A 19,859-nucleotide genomic window follows, 5' to 3' on the forward strand; every position below is an offset into this window, starting at 1 on the left:
TCCTGGGGCGGGTTAGCCCGGACGGAGGCCGACGGCGGCCGGCGGACCTCGTTCATCGGCGGACCTCGTTCATCGGTCGGTGACAGTGAACAGGCTCCCCTCGGGGTCCCGGACGATCGCGCGTCTCCCCGTGGAGGTGGTGGCCGGCGGGTCGGCGACACCGCCTCCCGCGGAGCGCGCCGCCGCCGCGGCGGTGTCCACATCGGGTACGCGGAAGTGGAGGCGCCAGCGCGGTTGGAGGGGCGGATCGGGACGGGCCTTCGCCTGTTCCCCCCGAAGCCTGACGACGGTCTTCCCGCCCGCCCGTACGACCACCTCGGGGTCCTCGTAGGCGACGGTGGGGCCATCGTGGGCATCGTCGCCGGAGGCCCAGTCGAAGACCTCGCCGTAGAACATCGCGGCCGCGAACGCGTCACGGGTACGGAGCAGCGGCCATACGGCCGGCCTGCGCTCTCGCGTCCCCGGGGCCGAGCGCTCGCCGTGCGGGACGGCGGGGCGCGGCCTGGCCCAGACCCCGAACGCGGCGCCGTCGCGGTCCGCGGCCAGCGCGGCCCGGCCGGTCCCGCAGGAGAGGGGGCCGACACCGACCGTGCCACCGCGCTCATGCACCCGTGCAACAGTCTCGTCCACGTCGGGGACCGTGAAGAACGGGATCCAGCAGGCCACCGCCTGGAGGGCGGCTCCACATGCTCCGAGGCTCGCCACGGCCGAGCCCCCGGCGAAGGCGATCCGGAAGTCCTCTCCGAGGGGATCAGCGCGCCACTCCCAGCCCAGGACCGAGCCGTAGAACGCCTGAGCGGCCGGAAGGTCACGGGCAGCCAGACTCGCCCAGCACGAGAAATGACCGCCTCGCGCACGCCCGGAAGCCGTCATGGAACTCACCCTCGCTCTCTCACTCGCGCGCGAAGGCCCCGGCGTCCGGGGCCCTCGGGTGTTCGGGGCCCTCGGGTGTTCGGCGGATCAGCTGCCGAGCCGTGCCTTCAGCAGCTGTTTGCCCAGCTCAGCACCCTTGCGGCTGTCGGCCTGGGCCCTGCGGAACAAGTCCGCGACCTCGGTGTCCTTCTCGCGTTCCGCGTCCTGGATGTAGGTCTCCAAGCGCAGGGCATTGCTCAGGCATGCCTCGACATACCAGACCAGGTTGTAGTTCTTGTCCTTGGTGCCGGTGATCTCGCCTGTTTCGGTGCTCTGGGCCATGGTGGCTCTCCACTGTCGAGTGCTGTGGTGATGCGGGCAACATTGAGCGAGTTGCCCTCCTGACCGGACCGGCGGAACGGCCTCCCGTCGATCGCACAGCGCCGGGTGCCCCCTGAGTTCAGTGATGATTCGTAAAGGAGCGCGCCGATCGCAGGTGACGCAGCGCGGCCGCGGCCCTGATCTGGTTCGTGACCTGCTGGTTCGTCCCCCGGGCCCGGCTCTTCCACCGTTCGCGCAAGGATCGCTGACGGCGAGTCTCACGCCTGACCGGTGCGGCCCTGCCCCGGGAGCGAACTCGTCAACGAGTCCGGCGACGTTGAGGAAGCCAAGGCAGTCGTGGCGGGCCTGATCCGGACATCGGCTTCGACCCGGCTGACGCCGGTCGCCGCGGACCGGACGGCCCCGCGGTCGGCGCGAGCGACGACCGGGACGAGAAGGCTCTACCGCTCGCCCTCGCCGCGGCAGACCGACGGGAGACCACCGCGCGCCTGGTCCACGCCCGGACGCTCCGGCACCGATTACGGCCGGCGCCGACGGGTACCCGCGCGCCTCACACGAGGCCGCTGGGACCGTCCCCCCGACCGCACGTCCGGTCCCCGTGCCGGACATATCCCGCACCCGACCACCCCTCATCGGAGCCGATGGATGAGCAACCACCAGAACACCGGACCTGATGGCATCGCCCGCGTTGCCGTCCTCACCGGCGCGGACTCCGGCATCGGGCGCGCCACGGCCGTACGGCTGGCCACCGAAGGCATGGACATCGGCATCACCTGGAACAGTGACCGCGAGGGCGCCGAGCGGACCGCGGCCGAGGTCCGGGAGCTCGGACAGCGGGCTGTTGTCGAGCAGATGGATCTGACCGGGCTGCCGGAAGCCGCGGACGCGGTCGACCGGCTCGCCGAACGCCTCGGTCGCCTCGATGTGCTGGTCAACAACGCGGGCACCGGCACCGCCACCCCTTTCCTCGATATCGACCTGATGACCGTCCGGCGGGTGCTGGACGTCGACCTGGTGGGCCCCTTCCTGTGTGGTCAGCGCGCCGCCCGGCACATGATCCGTCGGGGCGGAGGCGGCCGTATCGTCAACGTCACCAGCGTGCACGAGCATCAGCCGCGCGTTGGCGCCGCACCCTACTGCGCGGCGAAGGGCGGACTTGGCCTGCTCACCCAGGTGATGGCCCTCGAGCTGGCCGAGCACGGCATCCAGGTCAACGCGGTGGCGCCGGGCGAGATCGCCACACCGATGACCGGCCAGGAGGACACCGACGTCCGGACCGAGGAGCGTCCCGGGGTGCCGGTGGGCCGGCCCGGCGACGCCCGGGAGGTCGCGGCCGTGATCGCCTTCCTCGCCGGTCCGGACGCCACCTATGTCACCGGCGCCTCCTGGGCCGTGGACGGGGGCATGCTCCGCATGGGCCCGATGGCGGGCTCCCACCTGCGAAACGATGACTGGCGCCGGGGCTGAACCACCGTTGCGCGACCGTCTTTTCGGACGCTCGGGCGCGCCGTGTCCCGCCGCTTTCGCAATGTGCCGCGCAGACGGCGAAGGGAGGCGCGCGGTGCGAGTGATTCCCGGCGTGTGGGTACCCGCCTTGCGGTCCGGAAGCGACAGATGGCGAGGAGCGAGCCGTGACGAGGCGCAGGAGCAGGCGACCCGACCGCCAGAGGCGTGCGCGGCCCGTCGACCACGCTGTGGACGACCGCGAGCCGGGCGGGAGCCCGAGGGCGGACGCGCCGCCGTCGGCTGAACACCGGCGCCGCGGCGAGCGGTTCGCCGACGCGGTCGACGCGCGGCTGCCGGTCGTCGACGGTGGCGGGCGGATGCTGCGCAAGGCGTTCCCCGACCACTGGTCCTTCCTCCTCGGCGAGATCGCGCTTTACAGCCTGATCGTCCTGCTGCTCACGGGGGTGTGGCTGACGCTGTTCTTCAAGCCGGAGATGCACGAGGTGGTCTACGCCGGACGTCATGTGCCCCTGCGCGGAGTGCGGATGTCGGCGGCCTTCGAGTCGACCCTGCGCATCAGCTTCGACGTACGCGGTGGTCTCCTCATCCGGCAGACGCACCATTGGGCGGCACTCGTCTTCGTCGGCGCCATCGGTCTGCATATGTTGCGGATCTTCTTCACCGGTGCCTTCCGCAGGCCCCGGGAGGCGAACTGGATCATCGGCGTCACGTTGTTCCTGCTGTCTCTCGCGGAGGGCTTCGCGGGCTACTCGCTTCCCGATGACCTGCTGTCCGGTACGGGGCTGCGCATCGCGCAGGGCATCATGCTGTCGATCCCGGTCGTCGGCACGTACGTGAGCACCCTGGTGTTCGGCGGCGAGTTCCCCGGCCATGACATCGTCACGCGGCTGTACGGCATGCACATCCTGCTGCTTCCGGGTGCGCTGATCGCCCTGCTCACGGCGCATCTGATCCTGGTCGTCCACCTGAAGCACACCCAATGGAGGGGTCCGGGCAGGTCGAACGCGAACGCGGTCGGCAAGCCGTTCCTCCCGCAATTCGCAGCCTCCTCCGGCGGCCTGTTCCTCGGCGTCTTCGGCGTGCTGGCGATGCTCGGCGGTATCGCCCAGATCAATCCGGTGTGGGTGTACGGGCCGTACCGGCCGGACCAGGTATCGAGTGGTTCACAGCCCGACTGGTACGTGGGCTTCCTGGAGGGCGCGTTGCGGTTGGTGCCGCCCTGGGAGACGACAGTCGCCGGGCACACCCTCATGTGGAACGTACTGCTCCCGGCGGTCGTCCTGCCCGCGCTGCTCTTCCTCGTCCTGTACTCGTACCCCTTCGTCGAGCAGCGGCTGACCGGCGAATGGCGCCATGAGCAGCACCTGTGCGACCGGCCGCGGGAACGGCCCGTGCGCACCGGTCTCGGGGTCGCCGGCGTCACCTTCTACGGCGTCCTGATGCTGGCCGGCGGCAACGACGTCGTGGCACACACGTTCCGCATCTCGGTCAACACGCTGACCTGGGTGCTGCGTATCGCCCTGGTGGTGGCGCCGGTCGTCGCCTTCGTGATCACGCGACAGCTCTGCCACGCCCTGCGGGACGCCGAACGCGAACTCCTCGAGGAGGGGGAGGAGACCGGCGAGGTGCGGCAGACCGTGGAAGGCGGGTACGTGAGCGGGCACCGGCCCGTCGACACGTTCCGTCCAGGGGCGCCCAGGCGCCCGCTCAGTCCTGGCGGCGAGCGTACTGGAACACCATCCCCAGAACGCCCCGCGCCAGCACCCCGACGCCGATGAGGAACAGCCACAGCCCGTAGACCACACCGGCGGAGACGATGGCGAAACCGAGAGCCGTGATCAGCGGCCAGGGGCTCTTCGCCGGGAAGAACCCCAGCGGTCCACCGGCGTCGGCCACTTCCGCGTCGCGGCGGTCCTGTGGGCGCCGCCCCCGGCGCCGGTATTGCACCGCGCAGAAGAAGCTCACCAGGGCGCCCATCAGGAACGCGACCACCAGGGCGGCCGTCCCGGCCGGATCGCCGGACCACCAGCCGTACAGCACGGCGGCGCCCGCGAAGAACGCGGCGACGCCGCCGAAGAGGAACGCCTCGACCCTCATCGCTCTCCCTCGGCCTTCGCCCGCTTGAGAACCTCGGGGTGGTGCAGATCGAACGCGGGCGACTCCGACCGTACGCGGGGAAGCGCCACGAAGTTGTGGCGGGGCGGCGGGCAGGAGGTCACCCACTCCAGCCCGCGCCCCCACCCCCAAGGATCGTCCTCCGTCACCTTCTCCCCGTACCGGGCCGTGCGCCAGACGTTGTACAGGAAGGGCAGCGTGGAGACGCCCAGCAGGAAAGCGCCCACCGACGACAGCGTGTTGAGCAGCGTGAATCCGTCGGCGGGCAGGTAGTCGGCGTATCTGCGGGGCATGCCCTCCTCGCCGAGCCAGTGCTGTACCAGGAAGGTCAGGTGGAAGGCCGGGAAGAGCAGCCAGAAGTGCAGCTTGCCGAGCCGCTCGTCGAGCATCTTCCCCGTGAACTTCGGCCACCAGAAGTAGAACCCGGCGAACATCGCGAAGACCACCGTGCCGAACAGGACGTAGTGCAGGTGGGCCACGATGAAGTACGAGTCGGTGAGGTGGAAGTCGAGCGGCGGGGACGCGATCAGCACCCCGCTCAACCCCCCGAGCAGGAACGACACCAGGAAGCCCAGCGCCCACAGCATGGGCGTCTCGAACGACACCGATCCCTTGACCATGGTGCCGATCCACGCGAAGAACTTGATCCCCGTGGGCACCGCGATCAGGAACGACATCAGGGAGAAGAACGGCAGCAGCACCGCACCGGTGGCGAACATGTGGTGCGCCCACACCACCGCCGACAGCATGGTGATCGCGATGGTCGCGCCGATCAGCGGCACGTACCCGAACAGCGGCTTGCGCGAGAACACCGGCAGGATCTCCGAAATGACCCCGAAGAACGGCAGCGCGACGATATAGACCTCCGGATGGCCGAAGAACCAGAACAGATGCTGCCACAGGAGGGCGCCCCCGTTCGCCGCGTCGAAGATGTGCCCCCCGAACTTGCGGTCCGCCTCCAGGGCGAGCAGCGCGGCGGTCAGCACCGGAAACGCCAACAGCACCAGGATCGACGTGAACAGGATGTTCCACGTGAAGATCGGCATCCGGAACATCGTCATCCCCGGAGCCCGTAGGCACAGGACCGTGGTGATGAAGTTGACCGCGCCGAGCGTCGTCGACACGCCCGTCACGACCAAGCCCATCACCCACAGATCACCACCCGCTCCGGGCGAGTGATAAGCGCTGTTCAGCGGAGCGTAGGCGAACCAGCCGAACGCCGCGGCACCGCCCGGCACCAGGAAACCCGAGACGACCATGAGGCCACCGAAGAGATACATCCAGTACGACAGGGCGTTCAGCCGGGGGAACGCCACGTCCGGGGCCCCGATCTGCAGGGGCATCACCGCGTTCGCGAACCCGGCGAACATCGGTGTCGCGAACAGCAACATCATGATCGTGCCATGGACCGTGAACAACTGGTTGTACGTGTGTTCGTTCACCAACTGCATGCCCGGCCGGGCCAGTTCGGCCCGCATCGCCAAGGCCAGCAGACCGGCGAGGAGAAAGAAGCAGAAGGCCGTGACCATGTACAGACCACCGATCACCTTGTGATCGGTGGTGGAGGACCAGCCCATCAGCCTACGCCCCAGAGAGGGTGTCGAGACGGCCTCCTGCCGTGCGGTGCCGACGCGCTTCGACGGTGCGGTCATCGTCCTCCTCCACGGGTCCGCCCCAGGCCCGCGACGCCGACAGGAACCGTGCCGGGAGGCAGGAGGAGCGCCTCGCGAGTGCCCCTTTCCCCTCGCGGGAAAACCAGCCGCGGCTCTGTCAACCAGCCGGCGGTGTCGCACTCTCGGTGCTGACCACGTGTTGCCTCCCACGCCGCCTCGGTGGGACGGCGCGGGCGGCGGATCTGTTCGGACCGGCTTCCGGTCTCCCGCGGCGCGGGCGCTTCTGGACGCGCACGCCACGGGCGGCTGCGCCGGTACGCCGCGGAAGCGACGTGGACGTCAGTCGGAGCCTCCCGGGCGCTCACCCTTCGGCCCCCGGCCGCGCTCGGTCCTGGGGCCGCGGCTGCGCCATTCGTCGCTGTCCTGCAGCTCCTCGTTGGCCGCCCGGTTGGCGTCCTGGTCGGTCACCCCGGACCTCTCGGCGTCCTTGCGGAGCCGGGCCCGCCGGGTGTCGTACTTCTTGCTTCCTGGCTCGGGCATGACGATTCACCTCCTGCCGCCCCAGGTCCCCGGGCCCTCCGGAGGGCAAACGCCTCGTCTGCGAAGGCTCCCAGAGGCAGACGGAGCAAGGTATCTCGTAGGTGAGAGGGGTGGCTCGGTCATTCCGGGTACCTGCTCGGCGGCGGAGCCGGATATGACGCGTCCGGCTCGGACAGACCGACAACGAACACACCGAGGGACCGGCCGACGCGGCTGTCGGATATCGCGGCTTACGGGGTGATCTCCTCAAGGAGCTCCGCGCTGTTGCTGCGGACATCGTTGACGGCGGTGGAGACGGGGCGGGCGTTCAGGTGACCGCCCGCGGGCGGGGTGAGCAGTGCGCGCAGTTGGCCGGGCTCCTCGTGGCGTGGGTCCAGCCAGGCGTCGTAGTGGTCGGGGGTGAGTGCGAGGGGCATGCGGGGGTGGATGCGGCCGGCGGCGTCGGTGGCCTCGGTGGTAATGATCGTGCAGGTCATCAGCCAGGCGGCCGGGTCCTCGTCGTGCTTGATCTCCGGATTGCGCCAGTATTCGTACAGCCCGGCGAGCGCCAGCACCTGACCGTCCTCTGGGTGGATGTAGTAGGGCTGCTTGCGGGCCTTTCCCGACTCCTCGTCCTTCATCTGCTCCCACTCGTAGAAGCCATCGGCCGGCAGCAGGCAGCGGCGTGTGACGAATGCGCGGCGGAAGGCGGGCTTCTTGTGCACGCTCTCCGCCCGTGCGTTGATCATCCGCGCGCCGATCTTCATATCCTCCGCCCAGGACGGCACCAGCCCCCACCGCAGCGGCCGCAGTTGCCGACGTACCGACGCCATGTCGTCACTCCCGCGTGGGGTGCGCTCCAGGACGGCCCACACGTCGTCGGTCGGGGCCACGTTCCAGCTCGGCGCCAGGGCCTCTTCCGGATTCCAGTCCGTGACGCGGAAAAGCCGGGCCAAGTCCTCGGGGCTGCGGGTGGAGACATAGCGACCGCACATGACATCACTGTGACACGGCACGTTGTCACCGTGCTGGGCGGACCGCGCCGCCGGGCCGAGCGTGCGGTGCCGCCATGCCCGCCGTCCGGCCGGTGCCGCCTGTGCGCGCTGCCGCGGACACGCGGCCCGGTGGATGGCTTCTCTCGACGTTGGTCAGGTGATGGTGCCGGTGCTGCCGGCGAAGAGGATGCGGGCGAGTTCGTCGTCCAGCGCCCGGCGGACCTTCTCGGTCAGGCCGCCCTGGGTTGCCTCGCCGACAACCTCCATGACAGTGCGGGCCTCGTGGGTGGCCTTGGCCTTGTCGGCTCCCGCGCGCTGGGCGACACGGTCCAGGAATTCGTCGTAGGCCATCCGGATACCGGTGTCGGGCTGGTCCGGGGCGGTGGCGACGCGGTGCAGGTGTTCGCCGATCTCGCGAGGCAGCTGGGCAGCGAGGTTGTCCGCCAGGGAGGCGGGTATGCGCTCCGCAAGGGTCTCCAGGGTGGCTCGGGTGGCGGCCTCAGCGGCACCGCGGCTGTCGAGCCGGGCCCGTGCCTGTACCTGACCGATAAGGGTGTCGTGGTCCATGCCCGTTCTCCGTTTCGCATGTGGTCGGTGGGTGGCGAGGGCGGCCCTCCTCCGTAGGCAGGGCCGCGCCGATGTCCTTGCCCCGTATGCGGCGGGGTACGTCGACCTCGATGCACCGGAGGCCCTCGACCGGCGGGGCGGTCATGACGTCCCGCACCCACTTTTGGACCGTGGGTCCCGGCACCCTGTTTGGATCGTGGCGAGCTCCCGGGGATCGTCGTAGCGCCATGCTGGCAGGGGCGCGTACCGCCGTCAGGGTGCGGTTCCAGTGTGATCGTGGTGGCTGCGGGCTGCATCTGGAAGCGCGGATCATGGTGAGTCTGTGCGCGGCACCGGTCGTGCCGGAGACGCGCGCGGTCGGTTCATCCGGGAGACGCTCATTCGGCTGCGCAGCGGCGCCTGGGACACGGGCTTTCGGGCGAGGTTTCGGCCCCGGTTCCGGGGCTACCCAACGGTTGACAGACAAAGTCGGGCACGTCACGGGGCATGAGCACTGCCGGATCTGTGCCGAGCCTGTCGCCCCTGTGAACTGTCCTGCCGCGTTCGGTCTCTCGGGTGGCACCTTGCGTCATGGGACGAACTGACAGGCCCGCCCCCGGCCGACAGGAAGAGGCGAGATGAGTAATCAGCATCGTGATGATCTTCCGCTCCCGGACTATGATCATCTGCCGGTAGGTTCTCTGGAGCACCGCATACGATCGCTGGGCTCCGAAGAACTTCAGGAATTGCTCCACTACGAGCGCCAACACGCCAATCGACGGGCCGTGGTCGACCTGATCGGCTCCCGTATCGACCAATTGGCAGCCGGTGGCACTCCGTCAGCCGGGGACAGAAGCGGTGTCCGCCCAGAGCAACCCGAACCACCGCAGGGAGGTTCGCCCGTCGCGCCCGACACCTCTCCCGAGCCGATACATCCACCGCCGCACGGAACGCCTGGCCAGTACGGCAAGCCCAAGGGGGATCGCTCGTAAGGGGCCTTGGGCTTGCGGTCCGGCGGGTAGACACAGGCAGGTCATGTGTCCGACTCGTTCACCGCTCCTGCGCTCGCGCTCCGCCTCCCGCCCCGAGAGCCGAGGTGGCCAGCCCCAGGAGGAAGGTCACCGCGCCGGTGACCACATTGCTTGTGATGGTGCCTGCGGCGGCCGAGGGACCCGAGACGATCCATGGCGTGATGATCGTCCAGATGCCGATCGCCGACACGACCCAGCCCAGGCCGTGCGTGCGCTCGTAGACCGAGCCGAAGCCGAGCGCCAGGATCGCGACCGCCAGTCCGGTGATCAGGTTGTTGACGGTCAGCCCTGTAGCGGTCCCGGAGAAGCCCACGACCCACGGAGAGATGGCCAGGTACAGTCCGGCCAGCAGAGTCAGACCCTCTACGGCCCGGGCCTGCGGAGTCGTCGCCGCCCGCTCGTAGCGGGCCCTGAGCTCCATCAGGTCGGGGTGTTGTTCGATGCGGCCATGTGTGGTCATGCTGACTCACTCCCTTTGCTTGTGGCGGTCTCCCCCGAATAGCCACGAAGAGCGTGTCCAATCAGGGTGGCCGTGCCGGATGTGCGCGGCAGATGCTGCGGGAGCGCTGTCGGGGTTATCCGATCCGTTGCTCTTCCCACCCGCTCGGGGTGAGTGACAGGCCATGCCCAGGGCGGGTCCGGTCGGCCCGGAACGGGGCCGCCGTACGGCTCGACCGGCTCGCGTGGAGCGGGGCGGCGCGCGGCTGCACGGGGCGGAGCGCGGCTGGAACGGGCTCGCCGACACGGTCCCGCGCGCGAACCGCCGTCGCTGCCTGAGCCCTCGGGGCCACTGGTCCCGCACCGAGGGCGACGAAAGGCCGGAAGCCGCTCTGCCGCTGCCCCCGCCCGCGGCTGGCTCCTCGCGGACGACCTCAGCGGACGGGACGTCGCTTCCCGACGATCGGGGCGGCTCACGGCGGCTCACCGCAAGTGTCCTGACCGGTCAGGTCCGGTGATCCTCCACGCCGAGCCCGAGGGCCCGTGCGATGTCCTGGGCGTTGCGGTAGGTCTCGCCTTCCGGGAGCCGCGCGGCGAGGCTCATGAGACGGTCGGGGGCGTTGTTGTCCCGCAGAGTCTCCAGCACCGTGCCGCGGTCGGCCGGATACAGGCCGCGCCCGAGGTACCGGGCCAGCTCGGAGCGTGATTGGACGTCCTCGGCCGTCATACCGGGCGGTGTGCCACCGGTGAGACCGGTGTCCGGGGCGCGTTCCGCCACCGGCTGGTCCTCGCCGGAGGGCTCCGGTTCCCGCTCCTCCTCCACGCGCGTGGACCGGTCCGCCCTGATCTCGCCCTGCGTCCGCTTCTTGAGCTCATCGTCCCGCAGAGGACCGGTCTTGTCCCTCCCGTGTGCCGCCATCTCTGTCGCCTCCCTCGTCCGCCCCTCATGTGCGGCCGCGGGTACCCCCCGATCGCGGTGGTAATCGGGGTTCGGGAGGGCGGTGGGATCAGGTCTCTTCGACAATGGACACCGAGACGTGCACCCGGAATGTGCCGCCGGGACCCGGTCGGGGTTCCGGGTGGCAGCGGCATCGCCCCTGAAGAAAGCCGGGGACCAACGTCCGAGCGGTCCGGCGCAACGGACCGGCATGCCGTCGCCACATCATGTGACCGGGTACAGGTGATCAGGAGAGGAGGACAGCCACATGGTGCGCACGAGAGTCAGGATCGCAGCGCACCGATGAGCGGCCCCCGGAGGCGCGGGGCGCGTGGCGCCGCAAGAGCCGCTCCTTTCACGGGGTGGGCCGCCCCCGGAGTCCAGAAGCTCGGCCCTGCGGGAGAACAGGAGCAGCCCATGACAGCGAAAGCGGGCGAGAAGGCCCAGAAGACCGGCGACTTCTACTGCGCCAAGTGCGACAGCAAGGTCCATGTGGCCCAGGGCGACAAGATCCCGAAGTGCCCGAACGGCCACGCCGAATTCGAAACCCGCCGGCATGAGCCCGACACGAAGTCATAGGCCGGCGACTCAGGCCGCTGCCGCAGACGTCCTCGCTGCCCTCAGTCGCACGAGTACAGCACGGACGTGAAGGGGCACCGCTTCAGGGGCACCGCTTCCCCTGCCGGGTGAGAAGGTGGCCTCGACCCTCATGGCCCGCCTGGCGAAGGGGGTGATTGCCCTTAACGAGGAGATCGCCGAAGTCGACGCACTCATCGAGGCCCGGTTTCGCCAGCGCCAGTACGCGAAGATGATCAACAGCCTGCCCGGCATGGGGCCCCGGCTCGGGGCTGAGTTCATCGCCGCCACCGGTGGTGACCTGGCGCCCTTCGGTACCGCCGACCGCCTGGCCGCCTTCGCCGGCCTGGCACCCGTTCCACGCGACTCCGGTCGCGTCAACGGCAATCCGGTCGCGTCAACGGCAACATGGGTCGGCCTAGCCGTTTCCACCGTGGCCTCCTGCGAGCCTTCTGCCTCTCCTCACTGGCCAGCCTCAGGGTCTGTCCGGCCTCGCGGACGTACTACGAACGCAAGCGCGAGGAAGGCAAGAACCACCAATCATCCCTGTACGTGCAGTTCGGTGCCACGGGCAGCCGCCGCTCGTAGCCCCTCGGTTAGCTCGGCGAAGCGCTCGCGTGAGCGGACGGTGATCCGATCCGGCTTCAGATCGTGAGCGACGGCTGTACCAGGAAGGCGGGCTCACGCCTCCCGTTCTCGTAGGTCTGCGGGCGGCGCTCGCGCCGGGCTTGTAGGGGATTTGCCATGCGCCGGTGCACTTCTGCCGCATGGATACACGACGTGTCCATGCGGTTGTTTCCGGGAAATTGCCAATACATAAACGGAGGTTGCCCCTCCGGCTTCTGATTTCCTATTCGCTTCTCGCGCGTAGCGTTCATGGGCACCTTCATAAGGCCGTCCATCTGTGTCAACAACACGAGAAAGGACTCCTCATGACCACTCCTCACCTCAGCGGCGACGCGGACCCACAGTCTGTCCGTCCGCCATCTGTGATCATCCCGACAGGCCGGGATGTATGGATCGACCATCTGCAGTCTTCCCTGCACCTCAACAGCGAAGGCTTCCACGGAGGCCCGAATGGTCACGCGTTCCTGTTCCACGACCGGGACACGACCAACACGCTCGGCGAAAAGTGGAGGTTCGAGAGCGCCGGGGACGGCACCTATTACATCACGAACGCGGAATCGCGTCGCCAACTCATCACAGCGGCCAGCGGCCTGGACTACAAGAAGGTTGTCCTGACCGGAGACCAGAACGCTGCCCAGACCCAAAAGTGGCGCGTGCGGGCCTCAGGTCTGTTCGACAGTTTCAGCATGCACCCGGACGACGACCCTTCCCAGGCGATCGCCCCGCTCAACAACGCGGATCTGCACCTGTATCTGTTGCCTTTCCAGCAGTACCTGACGCAGTTCTTCAAGGTAGTCGAGAGGAACGTCTGACAAGGCGGTACGCCGACAACAGCGCGGCTCACTCGGGGAAGGGCCGGTCGCCGCACCGGTATCTACGTGCGTGCGGCGACCGCAAATCCAGTAAGGCCGAAGGTTGCAACACCGCACGGGGCTGCGCTCGTATCGCTTGGTTGGGCCAGCGGCAGGCGTCGGCCCAGTCGTGATCCTGCGCGTGCTGGACGAGCCGTTCATCGTCCCTCGCGTGCCGGCGGGCATACATCATCCACGCCAGATTCCGCTCCCCCCCGACCCACCAGCGGCGGACACAACCTGGCTCACGGTCGCACGCTCACGAGGCTACGCATGGCACCTCAGCGCCCTGGCCGAATACAGCAGCGGCCACCCCCTGCTGCTCGCCGCCGAGGCCGAGGCCAAGTGGTTCGCCAGGCAGGTGCAGGAATTCATGAACGACGGGTCCGATTTTGAGTTCTCCGCCTACCTGACGGCCTGTCAGGGGTTCCGGCCCTCATCGGGGATGCCCAGACATTCGCAGATATGGATGATCCGGTGGGTACGGGCGGCGGTCAGGTCGGGGGCACGGCCCGGCAGTGCACAGGCCCGGCGCGCGCTCGGCGAGCAGGTCGGTGACCGCTGTGGTGCAGGCGTGAGCAGTGGACTCACTGATGCCGAATCCTGCGGCGATCTGCGTACCCGAGGCCTCGCCTGTCACGCAACCCTGGGCCATCCCCCGATCGGTGGCCAGACCGAAGAAGCTCAGTGAGCGGGGCGGGGCAGTACGGCAAGGGCTGTCCGGGCTATATCGATCAGCGTCTCCTCGGTCGCTCCGGCCTTGCCCAGCGCTTCAATGCCGCGCAGTACGGCGAGCACCAGCGCGGCCAGCTTTCCCGGATCCGCGTCCGCGGCGATATCGCCATTGCGCTGACAGGCTGCGATGTCGCCCTCCAGCAGCGCCTGCAGCGCCTCGATGGCCGCGCGCGCCCGCTTGGCCACCGTCTCGTCGTGTTCGGCCAGCTCGGCGGCGCCCTTGGCCAACAGACATCCGCGGTGGGCGGTGTCTGCGGCAGTGGCCGCCGCCACCGCGTACACGTGGGCGGACAGCCGCGCGTAGGCGTCCGCGTCGTCGCCGCGCAGCTGACGGCTCACAGCATCGACGACGGAGCCGCAGTAATCGTCGAACACGCGGTGGAACAGCTCCTGCTTCCCGCCGAACGCGCCGTACAGGCTGCCTTTGCCGAGCCCCGTTGCCTCGGCGATGTCTTCCATGCGCGTGGCGGCGTACCCACCCGACCAGAACCGCTCCCGGGCAGTGTCCAGTACCTGCCGCTCGTCGAACTTCCTAGGTCGTGCCATGGGGGCAGCTTACCCATTCTTGACTGGGTCGTCCATTACGGTTAGCGTTATGGACGAACCAGTCAAGAATTGAGGAGTGGGCGCGTCATGACGAAAGTACTCGCGGGCAAGGTGGCGGTGGTCACCGGAGCCAACAGCGGCATCGGGCTTGCCATCGCCAGGCGGTTCGCCGCGGAGGGGGCACGGGTGTTCCTGGCCGGTCGGCGTCAGGAGCCGCTCGACGCGGCCGTCGCCGAGATCGGGCCGGCGGCCACCGGTGTGAGGACCGACGTTTCGGTACAGACGGACCTCGATGACCTTTACTCGGTCGTGCGCGAGGAGGCGGGCCGCATCGACGTGCTGGTTGCCAACGCCGGCAGCGCTGTCCCTCAGCGTCTCGGTGAGATCACAGAGGAAGCCATCGACGCCACCTTCGGTACGAACGTGAAGGGCACGATCTTCACCGTACAGAAGGCGCTGCCCCTGCTGTCGGACGGCGCCTCGATCGTAGTGACAGGATCGACCACCAACCTCCGCCCCGGACCGAGCCTGGAAATCTACGGCGCGTCGAAGGCAGCGGTGCGCAACCTGGTGCGCAGCTGGGCGCTCAGCGCACAGGAACGGAAGTTCCGGGTGAACGTACTGAGCCCCGGCCCGACCGAGACCCCGGGCCTGGTCGGCGCCGTAGGCCCGGACCTCCACCAGTTCGCCTCGGAGGTGCCGCTCGGCAGGATCGGCCGCCCGGATGAGATCGCCGCCGTGGCGACGTTCCTGGCCTCGGACGCTTCCAGCTTCGTCAACGGCGTCGAATGGTTCGTCGACGGAGGCCAGGCGCAGGTCTGACGGTGAGCCTTTGCCAACCTGGCTGACTCTTCGACAGTATGGAGATGGGCGACATGCCACTTAAAGGCGAGTATGAGCCGAGCACGATGCAGTTGGTACGTGACCAGGTGGAGCTGTACGAAAGCTCCGGTGGCACGGTAGGAACGACGCTGAACGAACTGTTCGGTCCGGATGGGCGGGATTTGCCTGTCGTCATCCTGACCACCCTGGGCGCGAAGAGCGGCAAGATCCGCAAGTCCCCGGTCATGCGGGTGGAGCACGACGGCTCCTACGCCGCCGTCGCCTCCTTGGGAGGAGCTCCCAAGCACCCGGTCTGGTACCACAACATGGTGGCCGACCCCCGGGTGGAGCTTCAGGACGGCCCGGTGCGCCAGGACATGGTGGCACGCGAGGTGACCGGGGACGAGAAGGCCGTCTGGTGGGCTCGCGCCGTCGAGGCGTTCCCGGACTATGCCGACTACCAGAAGAAGACGGACCGGGAGATCCCGGTCTTCGTTCTGGAGCCGGCGGCCGAGCAGCACTGACGCGGCACAGCTGGTTCATATCCGAAGAGGGGCCATGGCGCCCGCAGCGCCAGGTCCGCCTACGCACACGTGAGCTCAAGATCGATCGTGATAAGCGGGGTCACCACATGCCGCCGCATGACAGTCTGTGCAGGTCAGAGGATTGCGGCGGCATGTTGAGGGTCACCCCCTGCCAACGGCCCCGAAGTCGTCCGGGCACGCAATGGGCACGCAGTGGGCACGCTGCGTGGGTCCTGCAACCTGGGCTTTTACAGGTGGCACGGAGGTTTTGAACCCGCGCCGTGCGTGCCCGTCGTCGGCACGCATGCGCAGGAGACGCCAGGTCTTGAGGGTGGCCATCGCCTGTTCGCCGAGCGCGCGGATCTTGGCGTGGGAGCGGTTGACGGCCTGCTGACCTGCGGACAGCTTCTCCCAGCGGCCTCGGTAGGGAACCAGCACCGTACCCCCGGCGCCCTGATACGCCTTGTCGGCCCAGCATCCAGGGCGACGTGGACGGGCCGGTTCGCCACCTGCCCGTCGCACACCTTCACGTGCACGCAGTCGATGAAGATCACCGGATAGACCGGGTCCAGCGGCCGGTTCTGCCCCTCGGCCATCCCGTCCATGACCTTGTCGGTGATGGTCGAGATCGTCTGCTTGGACACGCTCGCGCCCACCTGGCCCGGGTCTATGCGGAGATGTCGCCGTGTGTCAGACCACGCGCGGACAGCGACAGGACCATCTCGTCGACACCGGTCAGTGGCCGCTGCCGCTTCTTGACGATCCGCGGCTCGAAGCTGCCGTCGCGGTCACGCGGCAGCCCCCGACCGGTGCGGGGCAGGGCTTTGAGAACGGCTGGTTCGAGGGCGTGCGAGCGGTGGCGAGCGATCTGCCGCGCATCGCCGACACCACCGCCGCAGCCGCCGCGCTCGATGCGGATGAGGTCCTGGCGGCGGCGCGGCGGTGTACATGGGCATGCACCGATCCGAACCGCTTCTTCGATCCCGGGGCGTCGGCGGAGATCCTCACCGCGGACCTCAGCGCCGTACGCGACGAAGAACGGGCCGAGTACGCGCAGTGTCTGGTGACGTTCGCCGACCGGCGTCAGCCCGGACCGGCCCCGTGGCCCCGTGGCCGACGGGGCTCATTCGGGCCGGGCCGCACCGCCGACCGTGTGCATGTGCCGCAGTCCTTGCCGGTAGGAGTCGAGCAGCCCGGTCTCGGCGTACAAGATCCCGAGGTCGCGGCAGTGTTGACGGACCAGAGGCTGTACGAGCCTGAGATGGGGCCTGGGCATGTTCGGGAAGAGGTGATGTTCGATCTGGTAGTTCAGCCCGCCGAGGAGCCAGTCCGTGACCGGCCCGCCCCGGACGTTCCGCGAGGTCAGAACCTGGCGGCGCAGATGCCCCCAGCGCTCGCCCGCCGGGTCGGGCATGTCCATGCCCTTGTGGTTGGGCGCGAAGGCCATCCCCAAGTGAAGCCCGAAGAGCGCCTGATGGAGCAGTGCGAACGCGATGGCCTTGCCCACCGGCAGGCAGATCAGCAGCAGGGCACCGTAACCGGCCGTGTGCAGCGCCAGCAGGGCGCCCTCGACGACCCGCTCGCGCACCGGCTGCCGCCGCAGATCCTGGACGCTGCTCACCTTCAGGGCGATGCCTTCGAGCAGCAGCATCGGGAAGAACAGCCAGGCCTGGTGGCGGGTGACCCAGCGGGCGAATCCGCGGCGCACAGCGGCCTGCTCCGCGGTCCACACCAGTGCGCCGGCGCCGACGTCGGGGTCCTTCTCGATGTGGTTGGGGTTGGCGTGGTGCCGGTTGTGCTTGTCGTTCCACCATGCGTAGCTCATGCCCAGAAGCAGATTGCCGTGGAGGAGTCCGATGGCGCGGTTCGCCCGGCGGCCGACGGCGATCTGGGCGTGCCCGGCGTCGTGGCCGACGTAGGCGGTGCGGGCGGACAGAATGGCGAGCGGCACGGCGAGCAGCAGCGTCCACCAGGTGTCCCCGGCGAGGACGAACCCTGTCACCACGGCGGCCAGGGCGAGGAGGTTCACGGTAATCATCCGCGCGTACCAGCCCTTGCGGCGCTCCAGCAGCCCCCGTCCCCTGACCTTCTGCAGCAGGGGGGTGAACTCACTCCCCTGCCGCGCGGGGGCGCCGACGGGTGCGGTGGACACAGACGGCGCGGTGGTCTGAGACATGGAGGACTCCGGTCCTGAATCGGCCAGCAAGGCTCTGACCTGCTTAAACGTACGGACCTGGGACCATGCGGCGCCATGGCGTCAACACCCCGGCCGCACGGGGGCCAGCCCCAGGACCCCGAAGGGGGCTAGCGACACCCCCGCCCCGGCCTCCAGACGACCACCACGCCGGGGCACCTGGGTCATGCCGCGAAGGAACCGCTCCTGCGGCGCCGCACGGTGATCACCACTCCGCGCCGACCGCCGTGCCGGTGGTGTGGGGCACGGTCATGGTGAAGGTGCGCCGGCCGCCACCGGCCACGATCGTGCCGGGCACCCTGTTGAGCGTGAATCGCGCCATGGAGTGGGGCCCGTTGCGGCAGGCATCGGCGACGCGGAGGGCGGCCAACGACCCGCCGTCGGCGGGGGCGGCGGTCGCCGCCCGCAACCGTGCCGCTGCTCCAGCAGCACCTGCCCGAGCAGCCCCCGGATGACACGGCATGAAGCCCCCTCGCCCTCACGGGCGGCGGCCCACGGCAGTTGTCCAGCGCTTCGGGAGCCACCCGACCACCCGAACTGCGCGGTGTTGGATGTTCGTGAGAAGCGGTTCTGGCTCAGCTTCTGTGGCCAGTGACGGAGAGCTACTAGTGTCCCGGTCCGGAGATCCTGTCGCAGTAGCGGCAGATGCGGTCGATGATCTGATCTGCGGTCTTGGTCCACTTGAAGGGCCGAGCCTGTTCGTTCCAGGTCTTGATCCACTCTTCGAGCCCGGTCTTCAGTTCGTCAAGTGAGCAGAACACGCCGCGTTCAAGGCAGCGTCGTTCCAGCTCCGCGAACCACCGCTCGGACCTGGTTGATCCAGGACGAGTAGGTCGGGGTGAAGTGCAGGCGGAGCCGGGGATGCGCAAGCAGCCACTTGTGCACCACCGGCGCCTTGTGGGCGGAGAGGTTGTCGCAGATCACGTGGACCGCCAGGCCGGGATCGGTCTGGCGGTCGATCTCGTCGAGGAAGTCACGGAAGTCGACCGCGCGGTGCTGTGCGGACAGCTTCCCGATCACCTTGCCGGTGGCGGTGTTCAGGGCGGCGAAGAGGTCCACGGTGCCGTGCCGGACGTAGTCGAAGCTGCGGCGCTCAGGGGTGCCCGGCACCATCGGCAGCACCGGCACTGTCCGTTCCAGGGCCTGGGTGAGTCGGCGGCGGGAATTTCACCCGCCGCCGCTCTCAGAACCGTGCGTAAGCCTCGCGGCTTACACGGCTCCCATCGTCCAGTCGTTCACGGTCACGGCGTGACGAACTTCCAGTGGGCAAAGAGCCCTGGGAACAGCCGGGCATGACGGCGCAAAGCCTCCCGTGCTCGTGCTCGTTTCCGTTTGAACCGCTTGTACTTGCGGACGAGCCAGCGCACCAGATAATCGTTGATGCGGTTGAGGCTGAACCTCAACGCGGACGGCTGGAACCGCCCGAAATAGTTGATCCAGCCCCGGACGACCGGGTTGATTTCCCGGGCCAGTCCCTCCAGGCTCGTCTCACTGCGCAAATGCAGCCGCCACCGGCGGATCTGCACCCGTATCCGCTTGGCGGTCTCGTCGCTGATCGCCGGGCTGAAGCCGAAGAAGAAATCCCCGTACTTCGTCCGCAGCTTTCGCGCTCGAAACCCGTATCCCAGGAACGTGAACGATGTGTGCTCAGCTGAGCCACGCCTGTTCCGGTCCCGGCAGTACACAATGCGGGTCTTCTCTGGATGCAACTCCAACCCCCCGCAATCGGCCAGCCGACCAGCGATATCCTGACGCACCTGGTGCGCCTGGGTCTCGTTGCGGCAGTGGACCACGATGTCATCACAATAGCGCTCGAACCGGACGGCAGGGTACTCACGTGCCATCCACGCATCGAAGGCATAGTGCATGAACAGGTTGGCCAGCACACGTGAGACCGCCGAGCCCTGGGGACTCCCACGATCACGGGCTTGCAGGCTGCCGTCCGGCCCCTGGAGCGGGGCTTTGAGCCACCGCTCCACATACAGCAGGACCCACCGCAAGTCGGTGTGGTACGCGACCGCATTGAGGACAAAGCCGTGGTCAAGGTTGTCGAAAAAGCCCTGGATGTCGAGATCGATCACCCAGTCCGTCTTCCAGCACCTCTCCCGGCACACCGCGACCGCGTCCAT

General features: G+C 68.6%; 21 protein-coding genes and 4 pseudogenes. 7 read left to right on the top strand and 18 right to left on the bottom strand.

The genetic code is table 11. The features are described 5' to 3' along the window. Positions 1–69: 69 nt before the first annotated feature. Both ACMTAK_RS02885 and ACMTAK_RS02890 read right to left on the bottom strand, forming a co-directional pair. Positions 70–873: a VOC family protein gene (locus ACMTAK_RS02885; RefSeq protein ID WP_413804666.1), complete on the bottom strand. Its 804-nt coding sequence runs from the start codon at positions 871–873 to the stop codon at positions 70–72. A gap of 87 nt (positions 874–960) precedes the next feature. Beyond that, on the bottom strand, positions 961–1,194 hold the full coding sequence (locus ACMTAK_RS02890) for a hypothetical protein (protein WP_413804667.1): 234 nt from the start codon (positions 1,192–1,194) through the stop codon (positions 961–963). Positions 1,195–1,839: 645 nt separating this feature from the next. On the opposite strand from ACMTAK_RS02890, the gene ACMTAK_RS02895 reads away from it, so the two are divergent. Then, complete coding sequence (locus ACMTAK_RS02895) at positions 1,840–2,661, top strand: SDR family oxidoreductase (protein ID WP_413804668.1); 822 nt, start codon at positions 1,840–1,842, stop codon at positions 2,659–2,661. Positions 2,662–3,017: 356 nt separating this feature from the next. After that, a complete protein-coding gene (gene qcrB, locus ACMTAK_RS02900; protein WP_413812781.1) occupies positions 3,018–4,439 on the top strand; it encodes a cytochrome bc1 complex cytochrome b subunit in 1,422 nt (473 codons plus the stop codon). Here qcrB and ctaF read toward each other — a convergent pair. The 7 genes from ctaF to ACMTAK_RS02935 all read right to left on the bottom strand — a co-directional run bounded on the left by ctaF (position 4,369) and on the right by ACMTAK_RS02935 (position 10,837). Further along, positions 4,369–4,758 carry an aa3-type cytochrome oxidase subunit IV gene (gene ctaF, locus ACMTAK_RS02905; protein WP_413804669.1) on the bottom strand — a complete coding sequence of 130 codons (390 nt, stop codon included), beginning with the start codon at positions 4,756–4,758 and terminating at the stop codon, positions 4,369–4,371. The genes qcrB and ctaF overlap by 71 nt on opposite strands. Then, positions 4,755–6,353 (bottom strand): aa3-type cytochrome oxidase subunit I, encoded by a 1,599-nt coding sequence (gene ctaD, locus ACMTAK_RS02910; RefSeq protein WP_413812782.1) that lies wholly within the window; start codon positions 6,351–6,353, stop codon positions 4,755–4,757. Before ctaD ends, ctaF begins: the two co-directional genes overlap by 4 nt. 375 nt (positions 6,354–6,728) lie before the next feature. Beyond that, entirely contained in the window at positions 6,729–6,929 is a 201-nt protein-coding gene (locus ACMTAK_RS02915; protein WP_413804670.1) for a hypothetical protein, read from the bottom strand. Positions 6,930–7,159: 230 nt separating this feature from the next. Next, positions 7,160–7,903: an SOS response-associated peptidase gene (locus ACMTAK_RS02920; protein ID WP_413804671.1), complete on the bottom strand. Its 744-nt coding sequence runs from the start codon at positions 7,901–7,903 to the stop codon at positions 7,160–7,162. A gap of 153 nt (positions 7,904–8,056) precedes the next feature. Beyond that, complete coding sequence (locus ACMTAK_RS02925) at positions 8,057–8,470, bottom strand: DUF2267 domain-containing protein (protein ID WP_413804672.1); 414 nt, start codon at positions 8,468–8,470, stop codon at positions 8,057–8,059. 1,029 nt (positions 8,471–9,499) lie between these two features. Continuing rightward, positions 9,500–9,940: an SPW repeat protein gene (locus ACMTAK_RS02930; RefSeq protein ID WP_413804673.1), complete on the bottom strand. Its 441-nt coding sequence runs from the start codon at positions 9,938–9,940 to the stop codon at positions 9,500–9,502. Positions 9,941–10,423: 483 nt separating this feature from the next. Further along, entirely contained in the window at positions 10,424–10,837 is a 414-nt protein-coding gene (locus ACMTAK_RS02935; protein ID WP_413804674.1) for a DUF2795 domain-containing protein, read from the bottom strand. 435 nt (positions 10,838–11,272) lie between these two features. Here ACMTAK_RS02935 and ACMTAK_RS02940 point away from each other — a divergent pair, with 435 nt between their 5' ends. From ACMTAK_RS02940 to ACMTAK_RS02950, 3 genes and pseudogenes are all read left to right on the top strand, one after another. Further along, a complete protein-coding gene (locus tag ACMTAK_RS02940) occupies positions 11,273–11,434 on the top strand; it encodes a zinc ribbon-containing protein (RefSeq protein ID WP_413804675.1) in 162 nt (53 codons plus the stop codon). A gap of 100 nt (positions 11,435–11,534) precedes the next feature. Next, positions 11,535–11,816: pseudogene (locus ACMTAK_RS02945) on the top strand (transposase); the annotation flags it as partial. Between the two features lie 547 nt (positions 11,817–12,363). Beyond that, positions 12,364–12,870: an RICIN domain-containing protein gene (locus ACMTAK_RS02950; RefSeq protein WP_413804676.1), complete on the top strand. Its 507-nt coding sequence runs from the start codon at positions 12,364–12,366 to the stop codon at positions 12,868–12,870. Positions 12,871–13,350: 480 nt separating this feature from the next. Here the strand turns inward: ACMTAK_RS02950 and ACMTAK_RS02955 are convergent. Further along, positions 13,351–13,525, bottom strand: a pseudogene (locus ACMTAK_RS02955) (transposase family protein); the annotation flags it as partial. Between the two features lie 68 nt (positions 13,526–13,593). Next, positions 13,594–14,190 (bottom strand): TetR/AcrR family transcriptional regulator, encoded by a 597-nt coding sequence (locus ACMTAK_RS02960; protein WP_413804677.1) that lies wholly within the window; start codon positions 14,188–14,190, stop codon positions 13,594–13,596. 87 nt (positions 14,191–14,277) lie between these two features. Between ACMTAK_RS02960 and ACMTAK_RS02965 the strand changes: the two genes are divergently transcribed. Both ACMTAK_RS02965 and ACMTAK_RS02970 read left to right on the top strand, forming a co-directional pair. Further along, on the top strand, positions 14,278–15,012 hold the full coding sequence (locus ACMTAK_RS02965; RefSeq protein ID WP_413804678.1) for an SDR family NAD(P)-dependent oxidoreductase: 735 nt from the start codon (positions 14,278–14,280) through the stop codon (positions 15,010–15,012). 53 nt (positions 15,013–15,065) lie between these two features. Continuing rightward, positions 15,066–15,536, top strand: a complete 471-nt coding sequence (locus ACMTAK_RS02970) for a nitroreductase family deazaflavin-dependent oxidoreductase (protein WP_413804679.1) — start codon at positions 15,066–15,068, stop codon at positions 15,534–15,536. 306 nt (positions 15,537–15,842) lie between these two features. Here ACMTAK_RS02970 and ACMTAK_RS02975 read toward each other — a convergent pair. From ACMTAK_RS02975 to ACMTAK_RS03005, 7 genes and pseudogenes are all read right to left on the bottom strand, one after another. Further along, positions 15,843–16,109, bottom strand: a pseudogene (locus tag ACMTAK_RS02975) (transposase family protein); the annotation flags it as partial. Next, a pseudogene (locus tag ACMTAK_RS02980) lies at positions 16,016–16,335 on the bottom strand (transposase); the annotation flags it as partial. The pseudogenes ACMTAK_RS02980 and ACMTAK_RS02975, both read right to left, overlap by 94 nt. A gap of 324 nt (positions 16,336–16,659) precedes the next feature. Beyond that, on the bottom strand, positions 16,660–17,712 hold the full coding sequence (locus ACMTAK_RS02985) for a fatty acid desaturase family protein (RefSeq protein WP_413804680.1): 1,053 nt from the start codon (positions 17,710–17,712) through the stop codon (positions 16,660–16,662). A gap of 223 nt (positions 17,713–17,935) precedes the next feature. Further along, on the bottom strand, positions 17,936–18,139 hold the full coding sequence (locus ACMTAK_RS02990) for a hypothetical protein (protein ID WP_413804681.1): 204 nt from the start codon (positions 18,137–18,139) through the stop codon (positions 17,936–17,938). A 196-nt stretch (positions 18,140–18,335) separates the two neighbouring features. Continuing rightward, a complete protein-coding gene (locus ACMTAK_RS02995; protein WP_413804682.1) occupies positions 18,336–18,491 on the bottom strand; it encodes a hypothetical protein in 156 nt (51 codons plus the stop codon). Positions 18,492–18,498: 7 nt separating this feature from the next. Beyond that, positions 18,499–18,858: an IS630 family transposase gene (locus ACMTAK_RS03000; protein ID WP_413804683.1), complete on the bottom strand. Its 360-nt coding sequence runs from the start codon at positions 18,856–18,858 to the stop codon at positions 18,499–18,501. Between the two features lie 113 nt (positions 18,859–18,971). Next, a complete protein-coding gene (locus ACMTAK_RS03005; RefSeq protein ID WP_413804684.1) occupies positions 18,972–19,859 on the bottom strand; it encodes a reverse transcriptase domain-containing protein in 888 nt (295 codons plus the stop codon).

This window comes from Streptomyces lacaronensis, assembly GCF_047337785.1.
Lineage (GTDB): Bacteria > Actinomycetota > Actinomycetes > Streptomycetales > Streptomycetaceae > Streptomyces > Streptomyces lycopersici.

What these genes read in the sequence shown, in the direction of transcription:
- ACMTAK_RS02935 (WP_413804674.1), bottom strand. Translation starts at nt 10,837, where the DNA reads ATGGCGGCACACGGGAGGGACAAGACCGGTCCTCTGCGGGACGATGAG.
- ACMTAK_RS02925 (WP_413804672.1), bottom strand. Translation starts at nt 8,470, where the DNA reads ATGGACCACGACACCCTTATCGGTCAGGTACAGGCACGGGCCCGGCTC.
- ACMTAK_RS02920 (WP_413804671.1), bottom strand. Translation starts at nt 7,903, where the DNA reads ATGTGCGGTCGCTATGTCTCCACCCGCAGCCCCGAGGACTTGGCCCGG.
- ACMTAK_RS02985 (WP_413804680.1), bottom strand. Translation starts at nt 17,712, where the DNA reads ATGTCTCAGACCACCGCGCCGTCTGTGTCCACCGCACCCGTCGGCGCC.
- ACMTAK_RS02940 (WP_413804675.1), top strand. Translation starts at nt 11,273, where the DNA reads ATGACAGCGAAAGCGGGCGAGAAGGCCCAGAAGACCGGCGACTTCTAC.
- ACMTAK_RS02895 (WP_413804668.1), top strand. Translation starts at nt 1,840, where the DNA reads ATGAGCAACCACCAGAACACCGGACCTGATGGCATCGCCCGCGTTGCC.
- qcrB (WP_413812781.1), top strand. Translation starts at nt 3,018, where the DNA reads ATGCTGCGCAAGGCGTTCCCCGACCACTGGTCCTTCCTCCTCGGCGAG.
- ACMTAK_RS02890 (WP_413804667.1), bottom strand. Translation starts at nt 1,194, where the DNA reads ATGGCCCAGAGCACCGAAACAGGCGAGATCACCGGCACCAAGGACAAG.
- ACMTAK_RS02915 (WP_413804670.1), bottom strand. Translation starts at nt 6,929, where the DNA reads ATGCCCGAGCCAGGAAGCAAGAAGTACGACACCCGGCGGGCCCGGCTC.
- ctaD (WP_413812782.1), bottom strand. Translation starts at nt 6,353, where the DNA reads ATGGGCTGGTCCTCCACCACCGATCACAAGGTGATCGGTGGTCTGTAC.
- ACMTAK_RS02970 (WP_413804679.1), top strand. Translation starts at nt 15,066, where the DNA reads ATGCCACTTAAAGGCGAGTATGAGCCGAGCACGATGCAGTTGGTACGT.
- ACMTAK_RS02960 (WP_413804677.1), bottom strand. Translation starts at nt 14,190, where the DNA reads ATGGCACGACCTAGGAAGTTCGACGAGCGGCAGGTACTGGACACTGCC.
- ACMTAK_RS02885 (WP_413804666.1), bottom strand. Translation starts at nt 873, where the DNA reads ATGACGGCTTCCGGGCGTGCGCGAGGCGGTCATTTCTCGTGCTGGGCG.
- ACMTAK_RS02965 (WP_413804678.1), top strand. Translation starts at nt 14,278, where the DNA reads ATGACGAAAGTACTCGCGGGCAAGGTGGCGGTGGTCACCGGAGCCAAC.
- ACMTAK_RS02950 (WP_413804676.1), top strand. Translation starts at nt 12,364, where the DNA reads ATGACCACTCCTCACCTCAGCGGCGACGCGGACCCACAGTCTGTCCGT.
- ACMTAK_RS03005 (WP_413804684.1), bottom strand. Translation starts at nt 19,859, where the DNA reads ATGGACGCGGTCGCGGTGTGCCGGGAGAGGTGCTGGAAGACGGACTGG.
- ctaF (WP_413804669.1), bottom strand. Translation starts at nt 4,758, where the DNA reads ATGAGGGTCGAGGCGTTCCTCTTCGGCGGCGTCGCCGCGTTCTTCGCG.
- ACMTAK_RS02930 (WP_413804673.1), bottom strand. Translation starts at nt 9,940, where the DNA reads ATGACCACACATGGCCGCATCGAACAACACCCCGACCTGATGGAGCTC.